The organism is Bradyrhizobium sp. (assembly GCF_027307225.1).
Taxonomy (GTDB): domain Bacteria; phylum Pseudomonadota; class Alphaproteobacteria; order Rhizobiales; family Xanthobacteraceae; genus Bradyrhizobium.
The window spans coordinates 1-19,794 of sequence record NZ_DAHUXJ010000129.1; the positions used below are offsets into that span (position 1 = coordinate 1).

Annotated in this window: 16 protein-coding genes and 1 pseudogene; 8 read left to right on the forward strand and 9 right to left on the reverse strand. The window is 63.4% G+C overall.

All coding sequences use genetic code 11. From position 1 onward, the window contains the following. Positions 1-445 precede the first annotated feature (445 nt). From M6D32_RS21740 to M6D32_RS21750, 3 genes are all read left to right on the forward strand, one after another. Complete coding sequence (locus tag M6D32_RS21740; protein ID WP_298260099.1) at positions 446-1,372, forward strand: sulfite exporter TauE/SafE family protein; 927 nt, start codon at positions 446-448, stop codon at positions 1,370-1,372. Further along, the gene (locus tag M6D32_RS21745) at positions 1,369-2,160 is read left to right on the forward strand and encodes a TIGR02186 family protein (protein WP_298260100.1); all 792 of its coding nucleotides are present in this window, start codon (positions 1,369-1,371) and stop codon (positions 2,158-2,160) included. The genes M6D32_RS21740 and M6D32_RS21745 overlap by 4 nt, the downstream gene beginning before the upstream one ends. Before the next feature lie 165 nt (positions 2,161-2,325). Next, on the forward strand, positions 2,326-4,797 hold the full coding sequence (locus M6D32_RS21750; protein WP_298260102.1) for a hypothetical protein: 2,472 nt from the start codon (positions 2,326-2,328) through the stop codon (positions 4,795-4,797). Here M6D32_RS21750 and M6D32_RS21755 read toward each other — a convergent pair. Further along, entirely contained in the window at positions 4,794-5,564 is a 771-nt protein-coding gene (locus M6D32_RS21755; protein ID WP_298260104.1) for an MBL fold metallo-hydrolase, read from the reverse strand. The genes M6D32_RS21750 and M6D32_RS21755 overlap by 4 nt on opposite strands. A 9-nt stretch (positions 5,565-5,573) precedes the next feature. Continuing rightward, a complete protein-coding gene (locus tag M6D32_RS21760; protein WP_298260106.1) occupies positions 5,574-6,515 on the reverse strand; it encodes a DMT family transporter in 942 nt (313 codons plus the stop codon). Between the two features lie 97 nt (positions 6,516-6,612). On the opposite strand from M6D32_RS21760, the gene M6D32_RS21765 reads away from it, so the two are divergent. Continuing rightward, a complete protein-coding gene (locus tag M6D32_RS21765) occupies positions 6,613-7,476 on the forward strand; it encodes a LysR family transcriptional regulator (RefSeq protein WP_298260107.1) in 864 nt (287 codons plus the stop codon). A 636-nt stretch (positions 7,477-8,112) separates the two neighbouring features. Here the strand turns inward: M6D32_RS21765 and M6D32_RS21770 are convergent. The 4 genes and pseudogenes from M6D32_RS21770 to M6D32_RS21785 form a co-directional block, all read right to left on the reverse strand. After that, a complete protein-coding gene (locus M6D32_RS21770) occupies positions 8,113-8,808 on the reverse strand; it encodes a hypothetical protein (protein ID WP_298260109.1) in 696 nt (231 codons plus the stop codon). Positions 8,809-9,059: 251 nt separating this feature from the next. Further along, positions 9,060-9,770 (reverse strand): ligase-associated DNA damage response endonuclease PdeM, encoded by a 711-nt coding sequence (gene pdeM, locus M6D32_RS21775; RefSeq protein ID WP_298260163.1) that lies wholly within the window; start codon positions 9,768-9,770, stop codon positions 9,060-9,062. A gap of 89 nt (positions 9,771-9,859) precedes the next feature. After that, a pseudogene (locus tag M6D32_RS21780) lies at positions 9,860-12,529 on the reverse strand (ligase-associated DNA damage response DEXH box helicase). Between the two features lie 163 nt (positions 12,530-12,692). After that, positions 12,693-13,613 carry a methyltransferase domain-containing protein gene (locus M6D32_RS21785; RefSeq protein ID WP_298260111.1) on the reverse strand — a complete coding sequence of 307 codons (921 nt, stop codon included), beginning with the start codon at positions 13,611-13,613 and terminating at the stop codon, positions 12,693-12,695. A gap of 64 nt (positions 13,614-13,677) precedes the next feature. On the opposite strand from M6D32_RS21785, the gene M6D32_RS21790 reads away from it, so the two are divergent. The 4 genes from M6D32_RS21790 to M6D32_RS21805 all read left to right on the forward strand — a co-directional run bounded on the left by M6D32_RS21790 (position 13,678) and on the right by M6D32_RS21805 (position 16,964). After that, positions 13,678-14,724, forward strand: a complete 1,047-nt coding sequence (locus M6D32_RS21790) for a ligase-associated DNA damage response exonuclease (protein ID WP_298260113.1) — start codon at positions 13,678-13,680, stop codon at positions 14,722-14,724. Then, the gene (locus M6D32_RS21795; protein WP_298260115.1) at positions 14,721-16,394 is read left to right on the forward strand and encodes a cisplatin damage response ATP-dependent DNA ligase; all 1,674 of its coding nucleotides are present in this window, start codon (positions 14,721-14,723) and stop codon (positions 16,392-16,394) included. Before M6D32_RS21790 ends, M6D32_RS21795 begins: the two co-directional genes overlap by 4 nt. A 93-nt stretch (positions 16,395-16,487) precedes the next feature. Beyond that, the gene (locus tag M6D32_RS21800) at positions 16,488-16,793 is read left to right on the forward strand and encodes a DUF6460 domain-containing protein (RefSeq protein ID WP_298260165.1); all 306 of its coding nucleotides are present in this window, start codon (positions 16,488-16,490) and stop codon (positions 16,791-16,793) included. A gap of 18 nt (positions 16,794-16,811) precedes the next feature. Beyond that, positions 16,812-16,964 (forward strand): hypothetical protein, encoded by a 153-nt coding sequence (locus M6D32_RS21805; protein WP_298260168.1) that lies wholly within the window; start codon positions 16,812-16,814, stop codon positions 16,962-16,964. A 130-nt stretch (positions 16,965-17,094) separates the two neighbouring features. Here the strand turns inward: M6D32_RS21805 and M6D32_RS21810 are convergent, their stop codons facing one another. The 3 genes from M6D32_RS21810 to M6D32_RS21820 all read right to left on the reverse strand — a co-directional run bounded on the left by M6D32_RS21810 (position 17,095) and on the right by M6D32_RS21820 (position 19,591). Further along, a complete protein-coding gene (locus M6D32_RS21810; protein ID WP_298260117.1) occupies positions 17,095-18,192 on the reverse strand; it encodes a quinone-dependent dihydroorotate dehydrogenase in 1,098 nt (365 codons plus the stop codon). Further along, positions 18,189-18,533 carry a DUF952 domain-containing protein gene (locus tag M6D32_RS21815; RefSeq protein ID WP_298260119.1) on the reverse strand — a complete coding sequence of 115 codons (345 nt, stop codon included), beginning with the start codon at positions 18,531-18,533 and terminating at the stop codon, positions 18,189-18,191. Before M6D32_RS21815 ends, M6D32_RS21810 begins: the two co-directional genes overlap by 4 nt. Positions 18,534-18,808: 275 nt before the next feature. Next, positions 18,809-19,591: a class II aldolase/adducin family protein gene (locus M6D32_RS21820; RefSeq protein WP_298260121.1), complete on the reverse strand. Its 783-nt coding sequence runs from the start codon at positions 19,589-19,591 to the stop codon at positions 18,809-18,811. Positions 19,592-19,794 lie beyond the last annotated feature (203 nt).

Consider the following 19,794-nt stretch of genomic DNA (forward strand, 5'->3'; position numbering starts at 1 on the left):
AGTTTCGCGGTAACCTCGTCATAGGAACTTCAAATTCTAAACCGCACTAGAATCACATAATTGGCTAGTGCTCCTTTGATTCCGAAGTTCGTAAACGTGGAGCCGCAATATGATACGAACTTCGGAATCGGAGCACTAGTCAGGACCGCTCGCGAGGCTTGGGTTGCGGGATCACGATCGCGAAGACCGCCGGGATCGATTCGAGAACTCGCCGACCGCAGCGGCGCGCCGTTAGCCGTTATTTTCAGCAAGCCGGAAGTTACGCGACCGCGAGCAGAAAAAAAGCACAGCGTGCAAATTCTTTAATCCCTACAGTTGCCGATTTCGGCTATGCAGGCTCAGAAGATATGCCGATGTTTGAATCGGAGCATTAGTTCCGCACTTTCAAGAGACCAGGCCATGGGCGGTTTCGGCCGCCCTTGCGGTCAATCCGGAAACGACGCGCGTGCAGCTTTATCTCCCGATCGCCGACATTCCGGTCAACGTTTTTCTCATCCTGGCCATGGGCGCGGCGGTCGGCTTCGTCTCGGGCATGTTCGGCATCGGTGGCGGATTTCTGATGACGCCGCTTTTGATCTTCATCGGTATCGCGCCGTCGGTTGCGGTTGCCTCCGTCGCCAGCCACATCGCGGCCTCGTCCTTTTCCGGCGCGATCACCTACTGGCGCCGCCGCGCCATCGATCCGGCACTCGCGCTGGTACTGTTAAGCGGCGGCACGATAGGCACGGCGCTTGGCGTTTGGACCTTCACGCTGTTGCGTTCGCTCGGCCAGCTCGACCTGATGATCGCGCTTTCCTATGTCGTGCTGCTCACTACCGTCGGCGGGCTGATGTTCTGGGAAGGCCTGCGTTCGATGCTTCGCGTCCGCCGTGGCATGGCGGTGTCGCTGCGCCGGTCCGGCAGCCACGGATGGGTGCACGGCCTGCCGTTCAAGATGCGCTTCAAGCGTTCCAAGATCTATCTGTCCGTCATTCCCGTGGTCGGCGTCGGCCTGATCATCGGATTCATCGGCGCCATCATGGGGATCGGCGGCGGGTTCATCCTCGTGCCGATCATGATCTATTTCCTGCGGGTGCCGACGTCGACCGTGATCGGCACCTCCATGGTGCTGACGCTCGTCACCATGGTGTTCGCCACACTCCTGCATGCGGCCACCAACCATCTGGTCGACGCCGTGCTGGCACTGGTCCTGATGACTGGCGGCGTTACCGGCGCCCAGTTCGGCGCCCGTGCCGGGCAGAAGATCCGCGGCGAACATTTGCGGCTCCTGCTCGGGCTGTTGATCCTCGCGGTCGGCATCCGGTTTGCCTACGAACTCGTGATCCGCCCCGACGATCTCTTCACCATCCGCGAAGCCGGAGGCGCCGCATGAGCGGATGCCTCCTGCGCGCGGCCTTCGCGGCGATGCTTGTGATCGGCATGGCTGGTATCGCGCGGCCGTCACGCGCGGAACGGCTGATCGTCTCGGTCTCGAACCACCGCGTCACCGTCACGCCAGCCTATTCCGGCGAGGAGTTGGTGCTGTTCGGCTCCGTCGAGAAGGACGCTTCGACGCCGCCTGGCCGCAACAGCTACGATCTCGTCGTCACCGTCATCGGACCGCGCGCCGACATGGTGACGCGGCGCAAGGAGCGCAAATTCGGCATCTGGGTCAATACGGACTACCGCGAATTCATCCAGGTACCGGCTTATCTCGCGCTGTTCTCGAACCGCCCGTTCGATGCGATCGCCTCACCCGACGTGGAGCGGCGGCAGCAGCTCGGCCTCAACAACGTGCTGCTTACGCAGCGCGTCGGAACCGACTACGGCGACGTCGTACCCAACGATGCCTTCCGCAGCGCCTTTGTCCGGCTGCGCAACGAACACGGCCTCTATCGCGAAGAGACGTCGGCCGTGACCTTTCTGACGCCAACGCTGTTCCGGACCGGCATTCCGCTGCCGGCCGCCGTGCCGATCGGCACCTACACGGTCGAGATCAAGCTTTTCTCCGACGGCGCCCTGATCACGCGCACCGACACCGCCTTCGACATCGTCAAGGTCGGTTTCGAGCAATTCGTCGCCACGTCAGCCCGTCAGGACGGGCTGGTCTACGGCATGTTCACGGCCTTCATGGCGTTGATGACCGGCTGGATGGCCTCGATCGTCTTCCGCAAGGATTAGCGCTCCGGCTCCAGCGCCATCGCCTTTCTCGCCTTTGGCCATCGCTAAAGCGGAGCTACCGGACGGCGGGACAATCCGCCCGCGCTCTTAAGCAAACATTATGCAAGGTATCGTAGGAAGCGGATTGCTTCGCGGATTGGTCGCGACCCACCCAAGGATCCTACCTTGCAAGCATCCCCCCGAATTCCAGGCCGCTGCTATTTTGCGATATTTGCACTGGCCACCGCGACGCTGTCCTACCAGATTCTGATCACGCGATTCTTCAGCGTGATGCTGTATTACCATTTCGCGTTTGCCGCCATTTCACTCGCCATGCTCGGGCTTACCCGCGGCGCGATGGCGGTCTACGAGAATCCCGCCCGTTACACTCCGGAGCGCATTGGGGTGGAGTTCGCGAGGCACGCCGCATGGTTTGCGATGACCGGCGTTGGCGCGATGGTTGCGTTTCTCTGCGTGCCGCTGGTGGTTCCCGCCGAGTATGTGACCATAGCTCTGGGCATCGCGACGATCGCGTTTGTGAAGCCCTTTACCGAAAGCGGCGTTTGCATAACGCTTCTGCTGACCCGCCTGCCCAATAGCGGCGGCTGGCTTTATGCGGCCGATCTTGCAGGAGCGGCGCTCGGATGCATCGGCGTGATCCTGCTGCTGCTCGTCATAGACCCCGTCAGCGCAACGATGGGGATCGGCGCCTTTGCCGCCACCGCCGGCTGGATCATGGCGCGGGGCAGCGCAGACATCCGCAGCGCGCGGCTGAGCGGCGCGGTCGCGCTGACGCTTGCGGTCGTCACGGCCATGCACACCGGCCTGGATCTGTCCGGCAAGAGCCATCTCGGCGTGTTCTGGGCCAAAGGCGTTCAGCAGATGGGGACCTTGTTCGAGCGCTGGAATACGTACTCCCGCATCCGCGTCATTGGGCTCGGAGAGTCCGAGCCGTTCGGCTGGGGCTTCGCTCATGTACCCGAGAAGCGGATCAATCAGCACATCCTCGATATCGATGCGGGTGCCAACACCGTCATCACGCGCAACGACGGCGACATCAACAAGCTGGCTTACCTGAAGGACGACGTCATCAATGCCGCTTATCAGGTCGAACCGGTCGCCGATGTCGCGGTCGTCGGTGTCGGCGGCGGCCGCGACATTCTTTCCGCGCTGCTCTTCGGCGCCAGGCGCATACGCGGGATCGAGATCAATCCTGCGATCGTCGAAGTCCTTACCGACAAATTCGCCGACTTCTCGGGCCATCTCGACCGTCAGCCCGGTGTATCCCTGGTCAACGCCGAAGCCCGCAGCTACATCAACCACTCCTCGGGGCGCTACGACCTCGTACAGATTTCGCTGATCGATACCTGGGCGGCAACGGCGGCCGGCGGGCTGACGCTCACCGAAAACCGGCTTTATACAGTAGAAGCATGGGATGATTTTTACCGGGCATTGAAACCGGGCGGCATGCTGTCGGTATCGCGCTGGTTTGACTCCAAGAGCCATCGCGTCGAGCTTCACCGCCTTGTCGCGATCGCGGCGAGCGCACTGCAGCGCCGCGGCGTGCCCGCGGCCGAGCTCTCCAAGCATCTTATCGCCGTGAATGTCGACCACATCATCACCGTGATTACCCGCCCGGACGCGTTGACAGCAGCCGAATGGCTCAAGGCGCGCACGAACCTCGAAGCGCAAGGCTTCAAGGTTCTGCTCGGGCCGGACGTTGCTTACGACGCGATCACCACGACGCTGATGTCCGGCAAGGCAGACAATGCTTTCTTCGCGTCGCTGGTCGAAAACATCACCCCTTCGACCGACGACAACCCGTTCTTCTTCTTCACGGAGCGCTTCCGAAATCTCATCACCAAGCCCTCGGCGACGCTTTCCAGCAACAACGCCGCGATCAGCATGACGCTGATACTGATCGTGGTGGCGCTTTGCGCCTGCGCCTATTACATCGTCGTTCCGTTCCTTCGGCTGGCAAGGCGGATGCCGCTGTCGGTGCTGACGCCCCCGGTGGCATATTTCTGCGCGATCGGCATGGGCTTCATGCTGATCGAAGTATCGCAGATGCAGAGGCTGATGGTCTTCCTTGGACATCCCGTCTATGGGCTTGCCGTCGTCCTTTTCACGATTCTTCTTTTCAGCGGAATAGGCAGCACGACCGTTGCCGGCCGCTACCCTCGGCCGGGCGCCGTGATCGGCCGGGCCGCCGCCCTCCTCGCAACGCTTGTCGTGGCGGGATTGTTGACGCCGATGCTGACCGCTTCGGCGCGATCGGCCGCCACCGACGTCCGCATTCTGCTGTCCGTGCTACTTCTTGCGCCGCCGGCATTCTGCATGGGGATGATGTTCCCGCTCGGACTGAGCGTCTGGCGCGACCGCTCGGAGCTGCTCCCGTTCTTCTGGAGCGCCAACGGCATTACATCGATGCTCGCGTCAGTGCTCGGCATGGCCCTGTCCATCGCTTTCGGCATTTCCAACACCTACGCGATCGGCGTCGGCTTCTATGCGGTCTGCGCCATCATGATCGCCGTCAACCGCGGGGCCGGCCGCGTCAGCGAAGACGATGCCGGCCTTGAAGAGAATATCATCTCTCCGTCGATCCAGCCGGCGCTCGCCGAAACTGTGGCCGGCATCCCGGACAAGCAGCCCGCCTAGCGGGGCAACTCGATCACGGTTGCTACGCCGGGCTCGAGCAGCTTCAGGCGCGCTCCGAATCCGAGCGCATCGAAGGACGTGCGCAGATCGCCCGCATTCTGCTTGAAGTGCGCCCATCCATCGGTATGGAGCGGTACGATCAACGCATCCGGAAAAGCGCGCACGGTCTCGATCGTGTCGTTGACGTCCATGGTGAGATGAAACGGACCGCGGGTCTGCGCCGCGCCCGCGAACGGCAGCACGATTCCTGCCTTGAAGCGCCGCGCCACTTCCGCCACGCCGTCATACCAGACGGTATCGCCGCTGATATAGATCGGACGGCTGTCCTTCGGCGCCACCACAAAGCCGATCACATCGCCCGACAGCGGCTCGATCCCGTGCGGGCCATGGCGCGCCGGCGTCGCCGTGATCGTCAGCGAGCGCCCGTTCTTCGACAATTCCGTGGATGTCCAGGGCGCCAGGCCCTCTGCGTGGCCGCCGAGCCGCCTCGCGCCCGCCTCGGTGGTCAGCACGCGCTTCGCCTTGGGTAGGAAGTGCTTGCCGGATTCGTCGAGATTGTCGGCGTGCTGGTCGTGGCTGAGCAACACCGCGTCGATGTCGCCGATCGCCTCCAGGGCCACCGCGGGCCCGGAAAGCTTTTCAAGCGTCACATGCGGCAGTTGATACTTCCCCGGCAGATCGAAGGTCGGATCGGTCAGCAGGCGAAAGCCGTCGATTTCGATCAGGGCGGTCGGACCGCCGATCAGGGTGAGCGTGAGCGAAGACATCGAACTCTCCTATCGCGAAACAGCAGACGTCGTGGCCGCGGCCGGACGTGTGACGAGATAGATACCGAACGCTACCGGAACAATGCCCAGGAGATCACGGAAAGCGACATGCTCGCCCAGCACGATCCAGGCGAACAGCATCGCGAGCGGCGGCATCAGGAAGTGATAAGCGCTTGCGGCGGTCGCACCACAGACCCGCAGCAGGTGGAACCAGATCACATAGGCCAGCACCGAGCCGCCCAGCGTAAGAAACGCGAACGCGCCGAGTAACTGCATGTTCGGAACGATGTCGTGGACGCTGGAAAACGTGAGAGCAATCGGGGCCAGGACAACGCCGGCGGCAAGGTTCTGCACGCCATTGCCAAGCCAGAGCGAGCCCTTCGGCGCCAGAAGCTTGAACAGGATGGTTCCGGCGACGATTGAAGCCAGCGAGGCAAAGGTGAAGAAGATGCCGTGCAGGCTGTCGATGCCGACCGACAGGCGATGCCAGACGATCAGGCCGACGCCAAGAATGCCGAGCACAAGGCCACCGACCTTGCGCCAGGTCAGCTGCTCGTTCAGCAGCAGGGCTGCGAGCACCGCCGTGAAGATTGGATTGGCGCTGACGATCAGACCGCCGAGACCGGCGGACACGCTCTTCAAGCCGGTATAGCCGAGCCCAAGATAAAGCGCGTTGTTGGCGATGCCGATCAGGGCGAACGCCAGCGTATCGCGCAGCGATAACGACCAGCGCTCGCCGCGCAACGCGACGAAGCCGAGGATCAGGATTCCGGCCAGCGAGAAGCGTGCAGCCAGCAGGATCAGCGGCGGGCAATAGGTGACGCCGATTTTTCCGGCGACGAAGGCATAGCTCCAGAGCAGGCAGAACAGCACGATCAGGAGCGGGAGCGAGTTGAAGCGAGGGCGCGGTACCGCGACCGGGGCAGCGACCGACGAAGTGGCATGTGACATGGCAATTCTCCTTGGCCACCGATGTAGGCCCTCCCCTTGTCATTAGGAAATTAAATAATAAGATGGCATCCAGTGGAAAAACGAATGGGTTACTTTCATGCTGGATCTGGAGCTTTTGCGCAGTTTTGTGTCCGTGGTGGACGCCGGCGGCTTCACCCGCGCCAGCGAGCGCGTTCATCGCACCCAGTCGACCGTCAGCCAGCAGATCAGGCGGCTGGAAGATGACATCGGCCAGCCGCTTCTCGTTCGCAACGGCAAAGACGTCACGCTGACCGAAGCCGGCGAGCAACTGTTGTCCTATGCGCGGCGGCTTCTCGCCCTGGAGGAAGAGGCCCGCGACGTGCTGGCCCGACCGGGTAATGAAGGCGCGGTGCGGCTCGGGGTGCCCGAGGATTTCGCAGCCTATCGGCTGGCCAAGCTGCTGGCGTCCTTTTCGCGTTCGCATCCCGGTCTGCGGCTGGATGTCCGCGCCGACCAAAGCATGAACCTGAAGCGCGATCTCGAGCGCGGCGATCTCGACCTCGCGCTGTTCAAGCGCACCGCCGGCGAAAAGGGCGGCATTGCCGTATGGCCGGAGCGCGTGCACTGGGTCACCAGCAAGAGCCATCCGATCGACGCGAAAGCTGGCTCGGTACCGCTGATCGGTTTTCCGGTCGGCTGCCTCTATCGCGCCGGCGCGATCCACGCGCTGGAAAGCGTTGGCCGCACCTGGCACATGGCCTATTCGAGTTCGAGCCTTGCCGGCATTCAGGCGGCGATTGCCGCCGGCATGGGCTTGGGGATTCTGTCGGAGATGTCGATTCAGGCCGATCATTGCGTATTGACGAGCAAGGACGGTTTTTCGCCGATCGACCGCACTGAAGTCGCACTGGTCGCTTCGCCCGATGCGAGCCCGGCGACGCTGCGGCTCGCCGATCGCCTGGCCGAATTCTGCGGCACGGTGCAGGCGAAGGCGGCATAGGACCGGGGCCTTGAGGCCACAGCCATCGCAATAACACACGTCGGTGATTAGGGTCCCGGCTCGCGCTTCGCTTGGCCGGGACGACAGACTTTTTCAAACAGCGAATACGGGTTCGCGTTCTCACGGCGCGATCTCGCCTTGAGTCTTGCTCGAACATCGTCCCTCGAAAGATCGAGGGCGCAGGGAATGCCGGGCGCTCAGCGCGCCCGCGGCCTCGTGCGCAAAGAGTAGAAAGCACACGAGTTAGTCACCACAGGTTCGCCGAAACATTCCGGCACTCCCTGCGCGACGGTTTACGACTTACTCCGTGCTCTCTCCGGCGATCGGGCTCTTTGTCACCGTCCCCGCGCAATGCGAAAGCATTGTCGCGAGTTCACGCCAGCGTCGAGGCGTCAAGACCACACGGCTTCGTCGTCCGCGGCAACACATCCGTCTCGTGCGCTGCCGGCGTCCATCGCATCCTGCGCCCAACGTTCGTGACGATCGCGATACGCCCCTCTGACGGGTGCAGGATGGCGCAGGCTTGTAGAGATGATTTGCCCGACGGGTAGAGCAAAATATTTTTGCGCGAGGGGCTGGACGGCCGTGCAAATCAGCCGGCACTCCGATCAGGCGTCGCGCCGTCTCGGTCATGACTTACGCCCGGCGAATCGGCGACACTCCCGGATCACGGAATTGGCCGGCCAGCAGCGATCCCAGTAGGAAGAAGAGGCCCAGCGCGATCAGCACCACCCCTGCCCGAGTTGCCGTCAATTCCCAGTGGTTCTCCTCCGCCTGCGGAACGGAAGGAACGCCCGGAGCCGCCGGAGGCACGGAGGAGACCGCCGTGTTTTTGTCGAGCGAAGAATCCGCCAACAGCATCTCTACGTCGACATGATGTGGCGTGGCCTCGTCGGGTGTGAGCGGATCATTTGTAGGCTGGGCAGCGATAGGTGCCGCCGGCATGACCATCGCGGCGCCGCCAGCGGGCACGGGCGCTGCATCGACCGCCGTGGGCGCAGGCGCTGTCGGCTGAGATGCGTCCGCCGGTGGTGCGGCGCTCATCAGTTGATCCCGCGCATCCATAACCGTCTTTGTAGGCAGCGCGACCTTGTTCTCCTCGGGAGCGATGACTGGCCGCTTTGCGGCATAATGATGGACCGGCTTGTTCACCGAATGAGTCGCATCGGCGGCCTGGAACCAGCATCTGCGGTGACCATCGAGATGATAGAACCAGTGCTGGCCCGGCGCCGCCGAACTCCCGGGCCGCAACGCGCACGCCTCTTTCGCTGGAGCGGGAGCTTGAGCAGGTGCTGCCGCTTCTTTGGGAGCGGGGTTGAACAGGTCGGTCAAGGGATTCGAAAATGCAGGCGAGGTCGAGAGGCCTGCAAAGAGACAAGCCGCTACGAAAAAGCGCCAATGGCCGGACATGGAATCTCCGGGTTGCGCCCCCACCCGGCACGACCTTCGAACCCGACCTAGGTCACAGTGCGGCCTCAATCCGGCAACCTCTTGAATTTATTGGGGCAGCGGCTGTGCCAAGGGAGCGGCTGGCCCGGGTTTTGCGACACCGTGCCCGTTGGCGGCTTCTTACCGTGAGGTTATCAATAACACCGCGAGGCGGCGATCGTGTGCAGGCGATTGTCGCCGAGCACATGCGCCATGAAACCTGGCTTGCGAAAGATTTTCGCAAACGCCTCGTCGCGAATGCTCAAACCCCCGGTGTAGGCGCCGAAGGCGGGCATCACTGCGCGCTCGCCGTCGCTTGCAAAACAACGCCGTTCCAGCCAGCGCGCCCGCGTGGCGACGCGCGCCTTGGGATGAAGATGGCCGGCGATTTCACCTGCCGCTCCCGTCGGCTCATGGCGGAACACGATCTCCCCGATCGCGACCTCGCTCGCAACGGTGCCGCCGAGATCGGACGGCAGTGCCGGATCGTGATTGCCGGAGATCCAGATCCAGTCCCGCCGCGCCTGCAGCGCCACGATCGCCTCACGATCCGGCGACGACAAGCGCTCATGGGCGCTGCGGTCGTGAAAACTGTCGCCCAGCGCGATCACGATTTTCGGATCGAGGCGCGCGACCACGGACGCAAGACGGCTCAGCGTTGCGACGGTGTCGTAAGGCGGCAGCAACACGCCGCGCGCGGCAAAGCTCGATCCCTTCTCGAGATGCAGGTCGGAAACGACGAGCAGGTTTTGCTCTTTCCAGAACAGCGCGCCGGAAAGATCGGCGGACATTTCGACGCCAGCGATGGTGAGCTCCCCTCCCCCTTGCGGGGAGGGGTTGGGGGTGGGGGTAAAATTAAAAGAGATCGTCAGCGCCGTTGCTCCTTACACCTACCCCCCTCCCCGACCCTCCCCCGCAAGGGGGGAGGGAGCGGAGAGAGCGCCGTGCGACGTCTCTACCCCGTCGCTTCCCTGACCAGTTCTTCGGCGGCTTCCGCCAGAAGCTCGTCGGACGCCTCGCCATAAACCGCTTCGCGGCCGATTTCCAGCATCACCGGCACCGCCAGCGGCGAAACGCGGTCGAGTTCCCGGTGCGTGATTCGTCCCTTGATTCGCGTCAGCATATCACCCAACCGGCGGAGATCGAGCAAGCCGGCCGCCGCATCGGCGCGGGCCGCGCGCAATAGCACATGATCCGCCTGGTGCTTGTGCAGGACGTCGTAGATCAGATCGGTCGAGAACAATACCTGACGGCGAGTTTTCTCCTCGTCGGTGAAGCGCCGCGCGATCAGCCCGGAAATCAGGGCGCAGGTGCGAAACATGCGCTTCATCAGCGCGGATTCGGCAAGCCACGCTTCGAGATCGTCGCCCAGCATGTCGGGATCGAACAGCGCGTTCAGGTCGAGCTTGCCCTGCCGGATCATGAACGAGGCATCGCCCAGCCCCCAGATCGCCAACGCATATTCATTGGCGACAAAGCCGAGCGGCCGCGCCCGCAGGCGTTCCAGCCGCCGCGTCAAAAGCATGCCGAGCGTCTGATGCGCCAGGCGTCCCTCAAACGGATAACAGACGAGGTAATGCTTGTTGCCGCGCGGGAATGTCTCGACCACCAGCTCGCGCGCCTCAGGCACGCGCGAAAAATGCGCCTGCAGCGACAGCCATTCGCGGACTTGATCGGGCAGGCCCTTCCAGGCTCGCTTGTCGGCCAGAAGCTTGCGCACCCGTTCGGCCAGATAGGTCGAGAGCGGAAACTTGCCGCCCATATAGGACGGCACCTTCGGATCGGAATCGTTGGCGCGCGAGACGTAGACCTGGTCTTCCGCGAGCACCTCGTAGCGCACCACCTCGCCGCCGAACACAAAGGTGTCGCCGGCCGACAGGCCCTCGATGAAATATTCCTCGATCTCGCCGAGCAGGCGGCCGCCACGCGCAATCGCGCCAGTCGAACCCGATCCGCCCGCGCGCGAGCGCACCAGCCGCACCTTCAGCATCGGCTCTTCGACGATGGTGCCGACATTGAGGCGGTAGCTTTGGCGCACCTTCGGGTTGGTCACGCGCCAGCAGCCGTTTTTGTCCTGCTTGATGCGGGCAAAACGCTCATAGGTCTTCAACGCATAGCCGCCGGTCGCGACGAAATCGACCACGTCGTCGAAATCGACGCGGCTCAACTCGGCATAAGGCGCGGCGGTACGCACCTCGTCATAGAGCTGCTCCGACAGAAACGGCTTGCCGCAGGCGCAGCCCAGCACATGCTGCGCCAGCACGTCGAGCGCGCCGGTGCGAAGCGGCGGCGTATCCTGCGCATTTTCGCTGACCGCATCGATCGCGACGGCGCATTCCAGCACCTCGAAACGATTGGCCGGCACCAGCACCGCGCGCGACGGTTCATCGAGGCGGTGATTGGCGCGGCCGATGCGCTACATCAGCCGCGAGGCGCCTTTGGGCGCGCCGACATTGATGACGAGGTCGACATCGCCCCAGTCGACGCCAAGATCGAGTGACGACGTACAGACCACGCCGCGCAATCTTCCCTTTGTCATCGCGTCCTCGACCTTGCGGCGTTGCGCCACGTCGAGCGAGCCGTGATGCAGCGCGATCGCAAGCCCGTCATCGTTGATCCGCCACAGGTCCTGAAACAGCATTTCGGCCTGGCTGCGGGTATTGACGAAGACGAGCGTGGTCTTGTTGCGCTTGATGAGGTCGTAGATTTCGCCGAGCGCATGGCGCGCTGTATGCCCGGCCCAAGGCAGGCGCTCGCGCGTGTCCAGCATCTCGACTTCAGGTGCGGCGGCGCCGCCGGCAACGACGACGTCGGCGGATTGCGGATTGCCGTCGTGCTGTGGCACCAGAAATCGCGACAACTGCTCCGGTTCGGCGACCGTCGCCGACAAGCCAATGGCGCGTATCTGGGGCGCGAGGCGCCATAGTCGCGCCAGCCCAAGCGACAACAGATCGCCCCGTTTGGAAGTCACGAGCGCATGCAACTCGTCGAGCACGATGCGCCGAAGCGAGGAAAACAGGAACGGCGCGTCGTCCGACGACAGCAGCAGCGCGAGCTGTTCCGGCGTCGTCAGCAGGATGTCCGGCGGATACCGCCGCTGCCGCTGCCGCCGCGACACCGGTGTGTCGCCGGTGCGGGTTTCGACTTTGATGGGCAGCCCCATCTCGGCAATCGGCGCTTCGAGGTTGCGCGCAATATCGACCGCGAGCGCCTTCAACGGCGAAATATAGAGAGTGTGCAGGCCGCGGCTGCGCGTCACACCGCGCCCGGTGGAGATGACAGCGTTGCGCTGGTCGGACGCCCTCCCCCTGAAAGGGGGAGGGTTGGGGTGGGGGTCCTCGGCTTCAACTTCTTCGGACCCCCTCCCGGCGCGCTCCGCCCGCCGACCTCCCCCTTTCAGGGGGAGGTGAGCCCCCGCGGAGAGCTCCACCAGCGTCGGCAAGAAGCCCGCCAAGGTCTTGCCGGCGCCGGTCGGCGCGATCAGCAGGGCCGAGCGGTCCTCGCGCGCCTTTTCCAACAGGGCCAATTGGTGCGCCCGCGGCGACCAGCCGCGCGAGGCAAACCAGCGCAGAAAATTCTCAGGCAGCAGCGCGTGGGTGAACAGATCTGGTTGGGCCGATGTCACGACTAGTGGTCCGATTCTAACATTCGCATCCCGTCTCAGCGATCACTTTGCGAATGTTAGAATCAAAGGACCATTAGCAAATATAGATTGTTAGCGGAGCTAGGATTTGACATTCGCTTACAAGTTTGCGGCTTGGCGGGTAGCGAATGTCAAATCCACTCCGCTAAGTCGCAACCACCACGAGGCCCGGCACCGGCTCGTTGTTTTCGGTGCGGAACGACTGCTGCTCGAGTTGCGACAGTTTCAGGCCAGCTGCAGCGAGCGAGGCGCGGACGTAATTCACACCGTGGGCATAGCGCAGGCCTTCGCCGATGATGACGCCATCGCCGGCATTGCGCTCCAGCGTGAAGGCGACAAGACCGCCGTCAGCGAGCACGCGACGGATCTCGGTCAGCAGGGGAGCGAGATCGGCGACATAGACCATGGCATCTGCGGCGAGTACGAGATCGAAGCAGGCTTCCGGCCTTGCCCGCAAACCCTCCAGCATGTCGTTGACTTCAAGCTCGGCATAAAGCCCGGTCTCCCGCGCCTTGCCGATCATGCCCGGCGACAGATCGATGCCGGTGAAATGATCGACCTCCCTGGCAAAGGCGGATGCCGCCAGACCCGTACCGCAGCCGAGATCGATCGCGCGCTTGAAGAAGGCCGGCTTCTTCACCGCGTGGCGCGCCGCCAGCACCGCCTTGAACAGGACGGATGGCCCGCGATAGTCGAGGTCCTCGATCAAGGCACGGTCGAAGCGCGGCGCATATTGATCGAACAGCGTCCGCACATAGGCCGCCGGCATCGCCGCCAGACCTTCCGCCCCTAGCCGCATCAGCTTCAGGCTGGCGCCGTGGGGATCGCTGACATCGCTATCGCGAGCTTTCCTGAAAGCCGAAATCGCCGCATCGCGTTCGCCGAGTTGCTGACGAATTTCGCCAAGCGTGAACCAGGCGGAGGCAAATTTCGGGGCGAGCTCGATCGCCTGCTCCAGCAGATCGGCCGCGGCCGGAAGGTCGCCCTTGAGCTGCAGATCGCGCGCGAATTCGTAGCGGCGGTCGGCCATCAGATCGCCGGAGGACAGAAACAGGCGCGCAGGCATTTAAGGGCCGATATCCGTTGCAAGCGGGACTCGAATGAGTTCCGGGCTAGCCTATATAAACGACATGCGCCCGCAAGACATCCTGACGCCGCAACCGGCCGGCCTGTGCTGCAAGCCAGGCGGTTTCTACATCGATCCGGTGCGGCCGGTCGAGCGCGCCGTCATCACCCATGGCCATTCCGATCATGCCCGCGCCGGCCATGGCGCGGTGCTCGCCACCCAAGAGACGCTCGACATGATGCGGCTGCGCTATGGCGAGAATTTCGCGCGCTCGACCCAGGCGATCGCCTATGGCGAGGAGTTGCGGCTAGGCGATGTGACCGTCAAATTCCACCCGGCCGGGCACGTGCTCGGCTCGGCGCAGATCGCCGTGACATGCAATGACACGAAAATCGTCGCTTCCGGCGATTACAAGGACGCGCCGGATCCGACCTGCACGCCATTCGAGGTGGTGCCCTGCGACGCCTTCATCACCGAGGCGACGTTTGGCCTTCCGGTATTTCGCCACGGCGATGCGGCCGAAGAAATCAAGAAGCTGCTTTCTTCGGTCAAGCTGTTTCCAGAGCGCGCCCATCTGGTCGGCGCCTATTCGCTCGGCAAGGCGCAGCGCGTGATCGCGCTGCTGCGTCTCGCCGGCTACACCGCGCCGATCTATCTGCATGGCGCCATGGAGAAGATCACCCGTTATTATCAGCGCCGCGGCGTCGACCTCGGCGAACTCCGCCCCGTCAAAGGCGTGAAGAAAGCCGATCTCGCCGGCAGCATTACGCTCGCGCCGCCGTCCGCCACGTCCGATATCTGGACGCGGCGGTTTCCCGATCCCGTCACCGCCTTTGCCTCGGGATGGATGCGCGTCCGAGCCCGCGCCCGCCAGGGCGGTGTCGAACTGCCGCTGGTGATTTCCGATCACGCCGACTGGGATGGCCTGACCGCAACCATCAAGGCAACCGGCGCCGGCGAGATCTGGGTCACCCATGGCGAGGCCGACGCGCTGGTGCATTGGTGCAAGACGCAGGGGCTCACGGCGCGCCCGCTTGATCTCGTCGGCTATGGCGACGAGGACAGCGGTGACGGCGACGTGCAGGCTCCCGGCGAAGGCGATACCGCATGAACCGCTTCGCCGAATTGCTCGATCGCCTCGCCTATGAGCCGGGCCGCAACAACAAGCTGCGCCTGATCACAAATTATTTTCGCACCGTCGAAGACCCTGACCGCGGCTATGCGCTCGCGGCGCTCACCGGCGCGCTCTCGTTCAAGCACGCCAAGCCGGGCCTGATTCGCGATCTCATCGCCGAGCGCACGGACCCCGCGCTGTTTGCACTGTCATACGACTATGTCGGCGACCTCTCGGAAACGGTCGCGCTGATGTGGCCGAAAAAATCCGACGAGCGCCTTCACAACAATCCGCCGCCGCCAACGCTGACCGAGGTGGTCACGACACTGCGCACGCTCGGCAAGACCGAGATTCCGAAGCAGCTTTCGCGCTGGCTCGACGATCTCGATGAGACCGGCCGCTGGGCGCTGTTGAAGCTCGTGACCGGCGCGATGCGGATCGGCGTTTCCGCGCGGCTCGCCAAGACGGCGGTAGCCGCCCTCGGCGGCAAGGACGCCCACGATGTGGAGTTGCTCTGGCCGGGCCTTACCCCACCCTATCCCGATCTGTTCGCCTGGCTCGAAGGGCGCGGCGACAAGCCGGTCAATCGCAATCCGGCGCCGTTCCGCCCGGTGATGCTGGCGCATGCGATCGAGGATACGGATTTCGCGTCGCTGGTCCCCGCCGACTACATCGCCGAATGGAAGTGGGATGGCATTCGCGTGCAGGCCGTGAGCGGCCGCGACCCGCAAGGCCACGTCGTCAGCCGGCTCTATTCGCGCACGGGCGAGGACATCAGCAAAAGCTTTCCGGACTTGCTGCCTTCGCTGCACTTGCCTGGCGCCATTGATGGCGAACTATTGGTGCTGCGCGAGGGCCGCGTGCAGAGCTTCAACGTGCTGCAACAGCGCCTCAACCGCAAGGTCGTCTCGCCAAAGCTGATCAAGGATTTTCCAATTCACCTGCGCGCCTATGACCTATTGGCCGACGCCGAGACCGACCTGCGCGAACTCCCCTTTGCGGAACGGCGCGAACGGCTTCAGGCCTTCGTCGCAAACCTTGGCGATCCCCGTGTGGACCTCTCACCAACCATTGCGTTCGATCGTTGGGCGGCGCTGGCGGCCGCACGCCGCGATCCCGCGAGCGCCGGCGCGGACGCCGAAGCCGTGGAAGGCGTGATGCTCAAGCGCCGCGATGCGCTCTATTTGCCGGGACGCCCCAAGGGCCAATGGTGGAAATGGAAGCGCGATCCGCATATCATTGACGCGGTGTTGATGTATGCGCAGCGCGGACACGGCAAGCGCTCGTCGTACTACTCCGACTACACCTTCGGGGTCTGGAGCGGCGATGACGGCAACGCGCAGCTTGTGCCGGTCGGTAAGGCCTATTTCGGCTTTACCGACGAGGAGTTGTTGCAGATCGACCGTTTTGTCCGCCGCAACACGACCGAGAAATTCGGTCCCGTCCGGCACGTGGTGCATGAGCCCGATCAGGGACTGGTGCTGGAAGTCGCGTTCGAAGGCCTGCAACGCTCGACGCGGCATAAATCCGGCGTGGCGATGCGGTTTCCGCGCATCAACCGGCTGCGCTGGGACAAGCCGCCGCGCGAAGCCGACCGTCTGGAAACACTGGAGCGGCTATTGAAGGGTGCGGCGTCTTCGGAGGCGGCCGAAGATGGCGCGCATTAACAAGATGACATCGAAAACAGCCGCAAAAACGGCTCCCACCTTTGCCCATCATGCTTTAAATAGAGATGCCGCTCACGGAGACGAACCATGCCGATGCCGCACAACGAGACGAGAGAATTGCCGGCGAGTAACGACGCCGTGTACCGCTTTCTGGGCGGCTCGCCTTTGGCCGTGGCGTTCCGGCTGATCCTGCTCTCCGTCCTGGTCGGCATTGTGCTGGCGGCAATCGGTTTCGACCCGTGGAATATCCTGCGCAGCATCCAGCTGTTGTTTCACCGGATCTGGAATCTTGGCTTTGATGCGGTCAACTGGCTGTGGCGCTACTTCCTGCTCGGCGCGGTGATCGTGGTCCCGATCTGGCTATTGACGCGGCTGTTCGGGGCCCCACGCGGGCGCTAGCCAGCAGGTCGTTCTGCCGTGGGCTCCAGCGTTACCCGCGCGCGGGTTTTTGCCATCGCGGGACCGGCGATGGTTGCCAATCTGACAACGCCGCTCATCGGCGTGGTCTCGACGATTGCGATCGGACGGCTCGGCGATGCGACAGGCCGGTCAGGAATCATCTCAGCCTGAAAGCACTCGAGGCGCGCCTTGCCGACATCAAACCAAAACGGCTGATCCTGACGCATATGAGCGACGACATGCTGGAACGGCTCGGCAGCCTCCGCTATGAGGCCGCAAGCGACGGCCTCGTGGTCAATATCTAGCTGACCGGCCAATCCTCGGCGGTGATGGTGGCCGCGTCGGCGCCGACGATTTCCGAAAGCGAGTCGCGCCCGGTGCGGAGCAGCGTCGAGGAAAGATCGCGCTTGATGTCCTCGACCAGACCAAGCCCCTTGTAGACAAGCGACGAGTAAAGCTGGATCAGGCTCGCGCCGGCGCGAATCTTGGCCAGCGCGCCGCCGCCGGAATCGATGCCGCCGACACCTACAAGCGGAAAAGCGCCCTCTGCCCGCACATAGGTCTCCGCGACCATCCGCGTCGACAGGCGAAACAGCGGCCGGCCCGATAGTCCGCCCGTCTCCCTGGCGCGGTTCTGCTCGCGCAGGGTCGAGGGCCGTCCGACCGTCGTGTTGGCGACGATCATGCCGTCGGCACGGCGCGAGCGTGCGATGTGAACCACGTCGTCGAGTTCGGCAAGGCCGAGGTCGGGCGCGACTTTCAGCAGCACCGGCGAATCCCCGGCGTTCTTTCGCACCCGCTCGCGCGCGTCGATCACCCGGGCCAGCAGATCGTCCAGCGCGCTCGCCTGCTGCAGGTTGCGCAAGCCCGGCGTGTTGGGCGAGGACACGTTGACGGTGAAATAGCTCGCGACCGGTGCAAAGGCCTCGATCAGCCTCACATAGTCGTCGTTGCGGTCGGCCGAATCCTTGTTGGCGCCGATATTGACGCCGACAATGCCGCCGAGATGAGCGCGCGCCGCCAGCCGCCGCAATACCGTGTCCGCACCATCGCTATTGAAGCCGAAACGATTGATCACGCCTTCGTCGCGCTCGAGCCTGAAAATCCGCGGCCGCGGATTGCCTGCCTGCGGCCTCAGTGTCACCGTTCCGACCTCGACGAAGCCGAAGCCGAGACGCAGCAGCGCATCCGGCACTTCGCCGTTCTTGTCGAAACCCGCCGCCATGCCGATCGGATTGGGAAAATTCAAACCGAAGGCCCGCACCGCCAGTTTTTCAACGTCGGCGCGCGGCCGGGTCGGCGGCAGCAGTTTGAGACCCTGCACGGCGAGGCGATGCGCATCCTCGGGATCGAGCCAGCGCAAGAGCGGCAATGACACCGCGTCAAAGGCGCGGATCACGGCTCGAGCTCCGGGATATCGTGGAACCCATCGGACCGCATATGCATCGACTGGACCGCGGTGACCGCGGCGAGATCGAGCTCGGCATACAGATGGGGAAACAGATCGTCGTTGCGCGAGCGTTCCCACTTCAACGCATCGCCGAGCGCGTCGGCCTCGACCGCGATCAGGAACAGGCCGGCCTGGCCGGAGAAATGCTTTCGGGCAGTCTCTTCCACCTGCGACGCGGTCGAGAAATGGATAAAGCCGTCACTGAGGTCGACGGGGCTGCCCTTGAACACGCCCTGCCGCTCCGCTTCGCGCCAGGCCGAAGCCGGGCAGATCTTGTAGATCTTGCGCACGAAGGTCTCTGATCCCCTTGGCTCACCGCGTTCAGCCGCAATGCCCCGATTTCGCAGGGACTAGCGCCCACTTTCCGAAGTTCGTGCTACATCTCAGCACGCACCTTTCACGAACTTCGGAAAGTCATGGGCGCTAGCAAGCCTACGAACCTAGTGCCGCTTCACTATTTGACGTTCCTGATCGAATTTGCCGCTTGCGGTGCAGGAACGTCAAATAGGCGGCACTAGGTCAAATATCAAGCCGGTCCGCCGCGTGGTCCCGCCAGACAATCGCCTTATGTTGCGTAGTCCGGCTCCTTGCGGTCGAGGATGCGCCTGAGCGCCGCAAAATGCCGCTGGGCCGGAGACAGGCCGGTGTAAAACGAATTACCGCGCATCTCCTGCCGGGTCTTGTTGACCACGCCTTCCGGGAGCTTTTTCAACGGCTGCCCGGTCCACATCGCATAGATCTGCACCTGGGCCGCGCGCTCGATGTAATAGAGCCTGTCATAGGCGTCAGCGACGGTCTCGCCGACCGTCGAGATGCCGTGGTTGGCCATGAACAGGATGGTCTTGTCGCCAATGACCTTGGCAAGCCGCTCGCCTTCGGCCGGCTCGAAGGCAGGCCCGGTATATTCGTCGTCATAGGCAATCTTGCCGGATATGCCGACTTCGGTCTGGCCGATTTCCTTGATGCGCGGGTCTTCCAGCCGCGTCAGCGCGCTCGCAAACGGCATGTGGGTGTGAAACACCGCCTTGGCCTGCGGCAGCGCCTTATGGATCGGCGCATGGATGCAATAGCAGGAACGCTCGACATCGCCCTCGCCGCGCTTGACCTCGCCGTCGTCGATGCCGACTTCCATGAAGCAGGAAGCGTTGACCTCCGACCAGTGCGTGCCGAACGGAATCTGGTAATAGCGGTCGCTACGGCCTGGCACCACATAGGTCAGGTGGTTGAAAATGCCTTCATTGAAGCCGTGCATGAAGGCGAGCCGATGCGCTGCCGCGAGATCGACCCGCGCCTGCCATTGCTCGGCGCTGGTGTCCGAAACTGCTTCCGGCGAAACCCTGTACTGCATGGCGTCCTCCGCTTGATTGGCTGTCTCCTCCCGGTCCTGATCGCCGGAAGCGAGCTGATTTTCGGCACCCATCGTAGTCCACTTCGACGGCGACATCAGTTGAAATTGCGCAGACCGGCCATCCCGCTTTGCATTTTGTTGCTTGAATGCGCGTGGCACGGCACCAATTCAGCGATTAGTTTGAAGCGAACTTGAGCGAGACC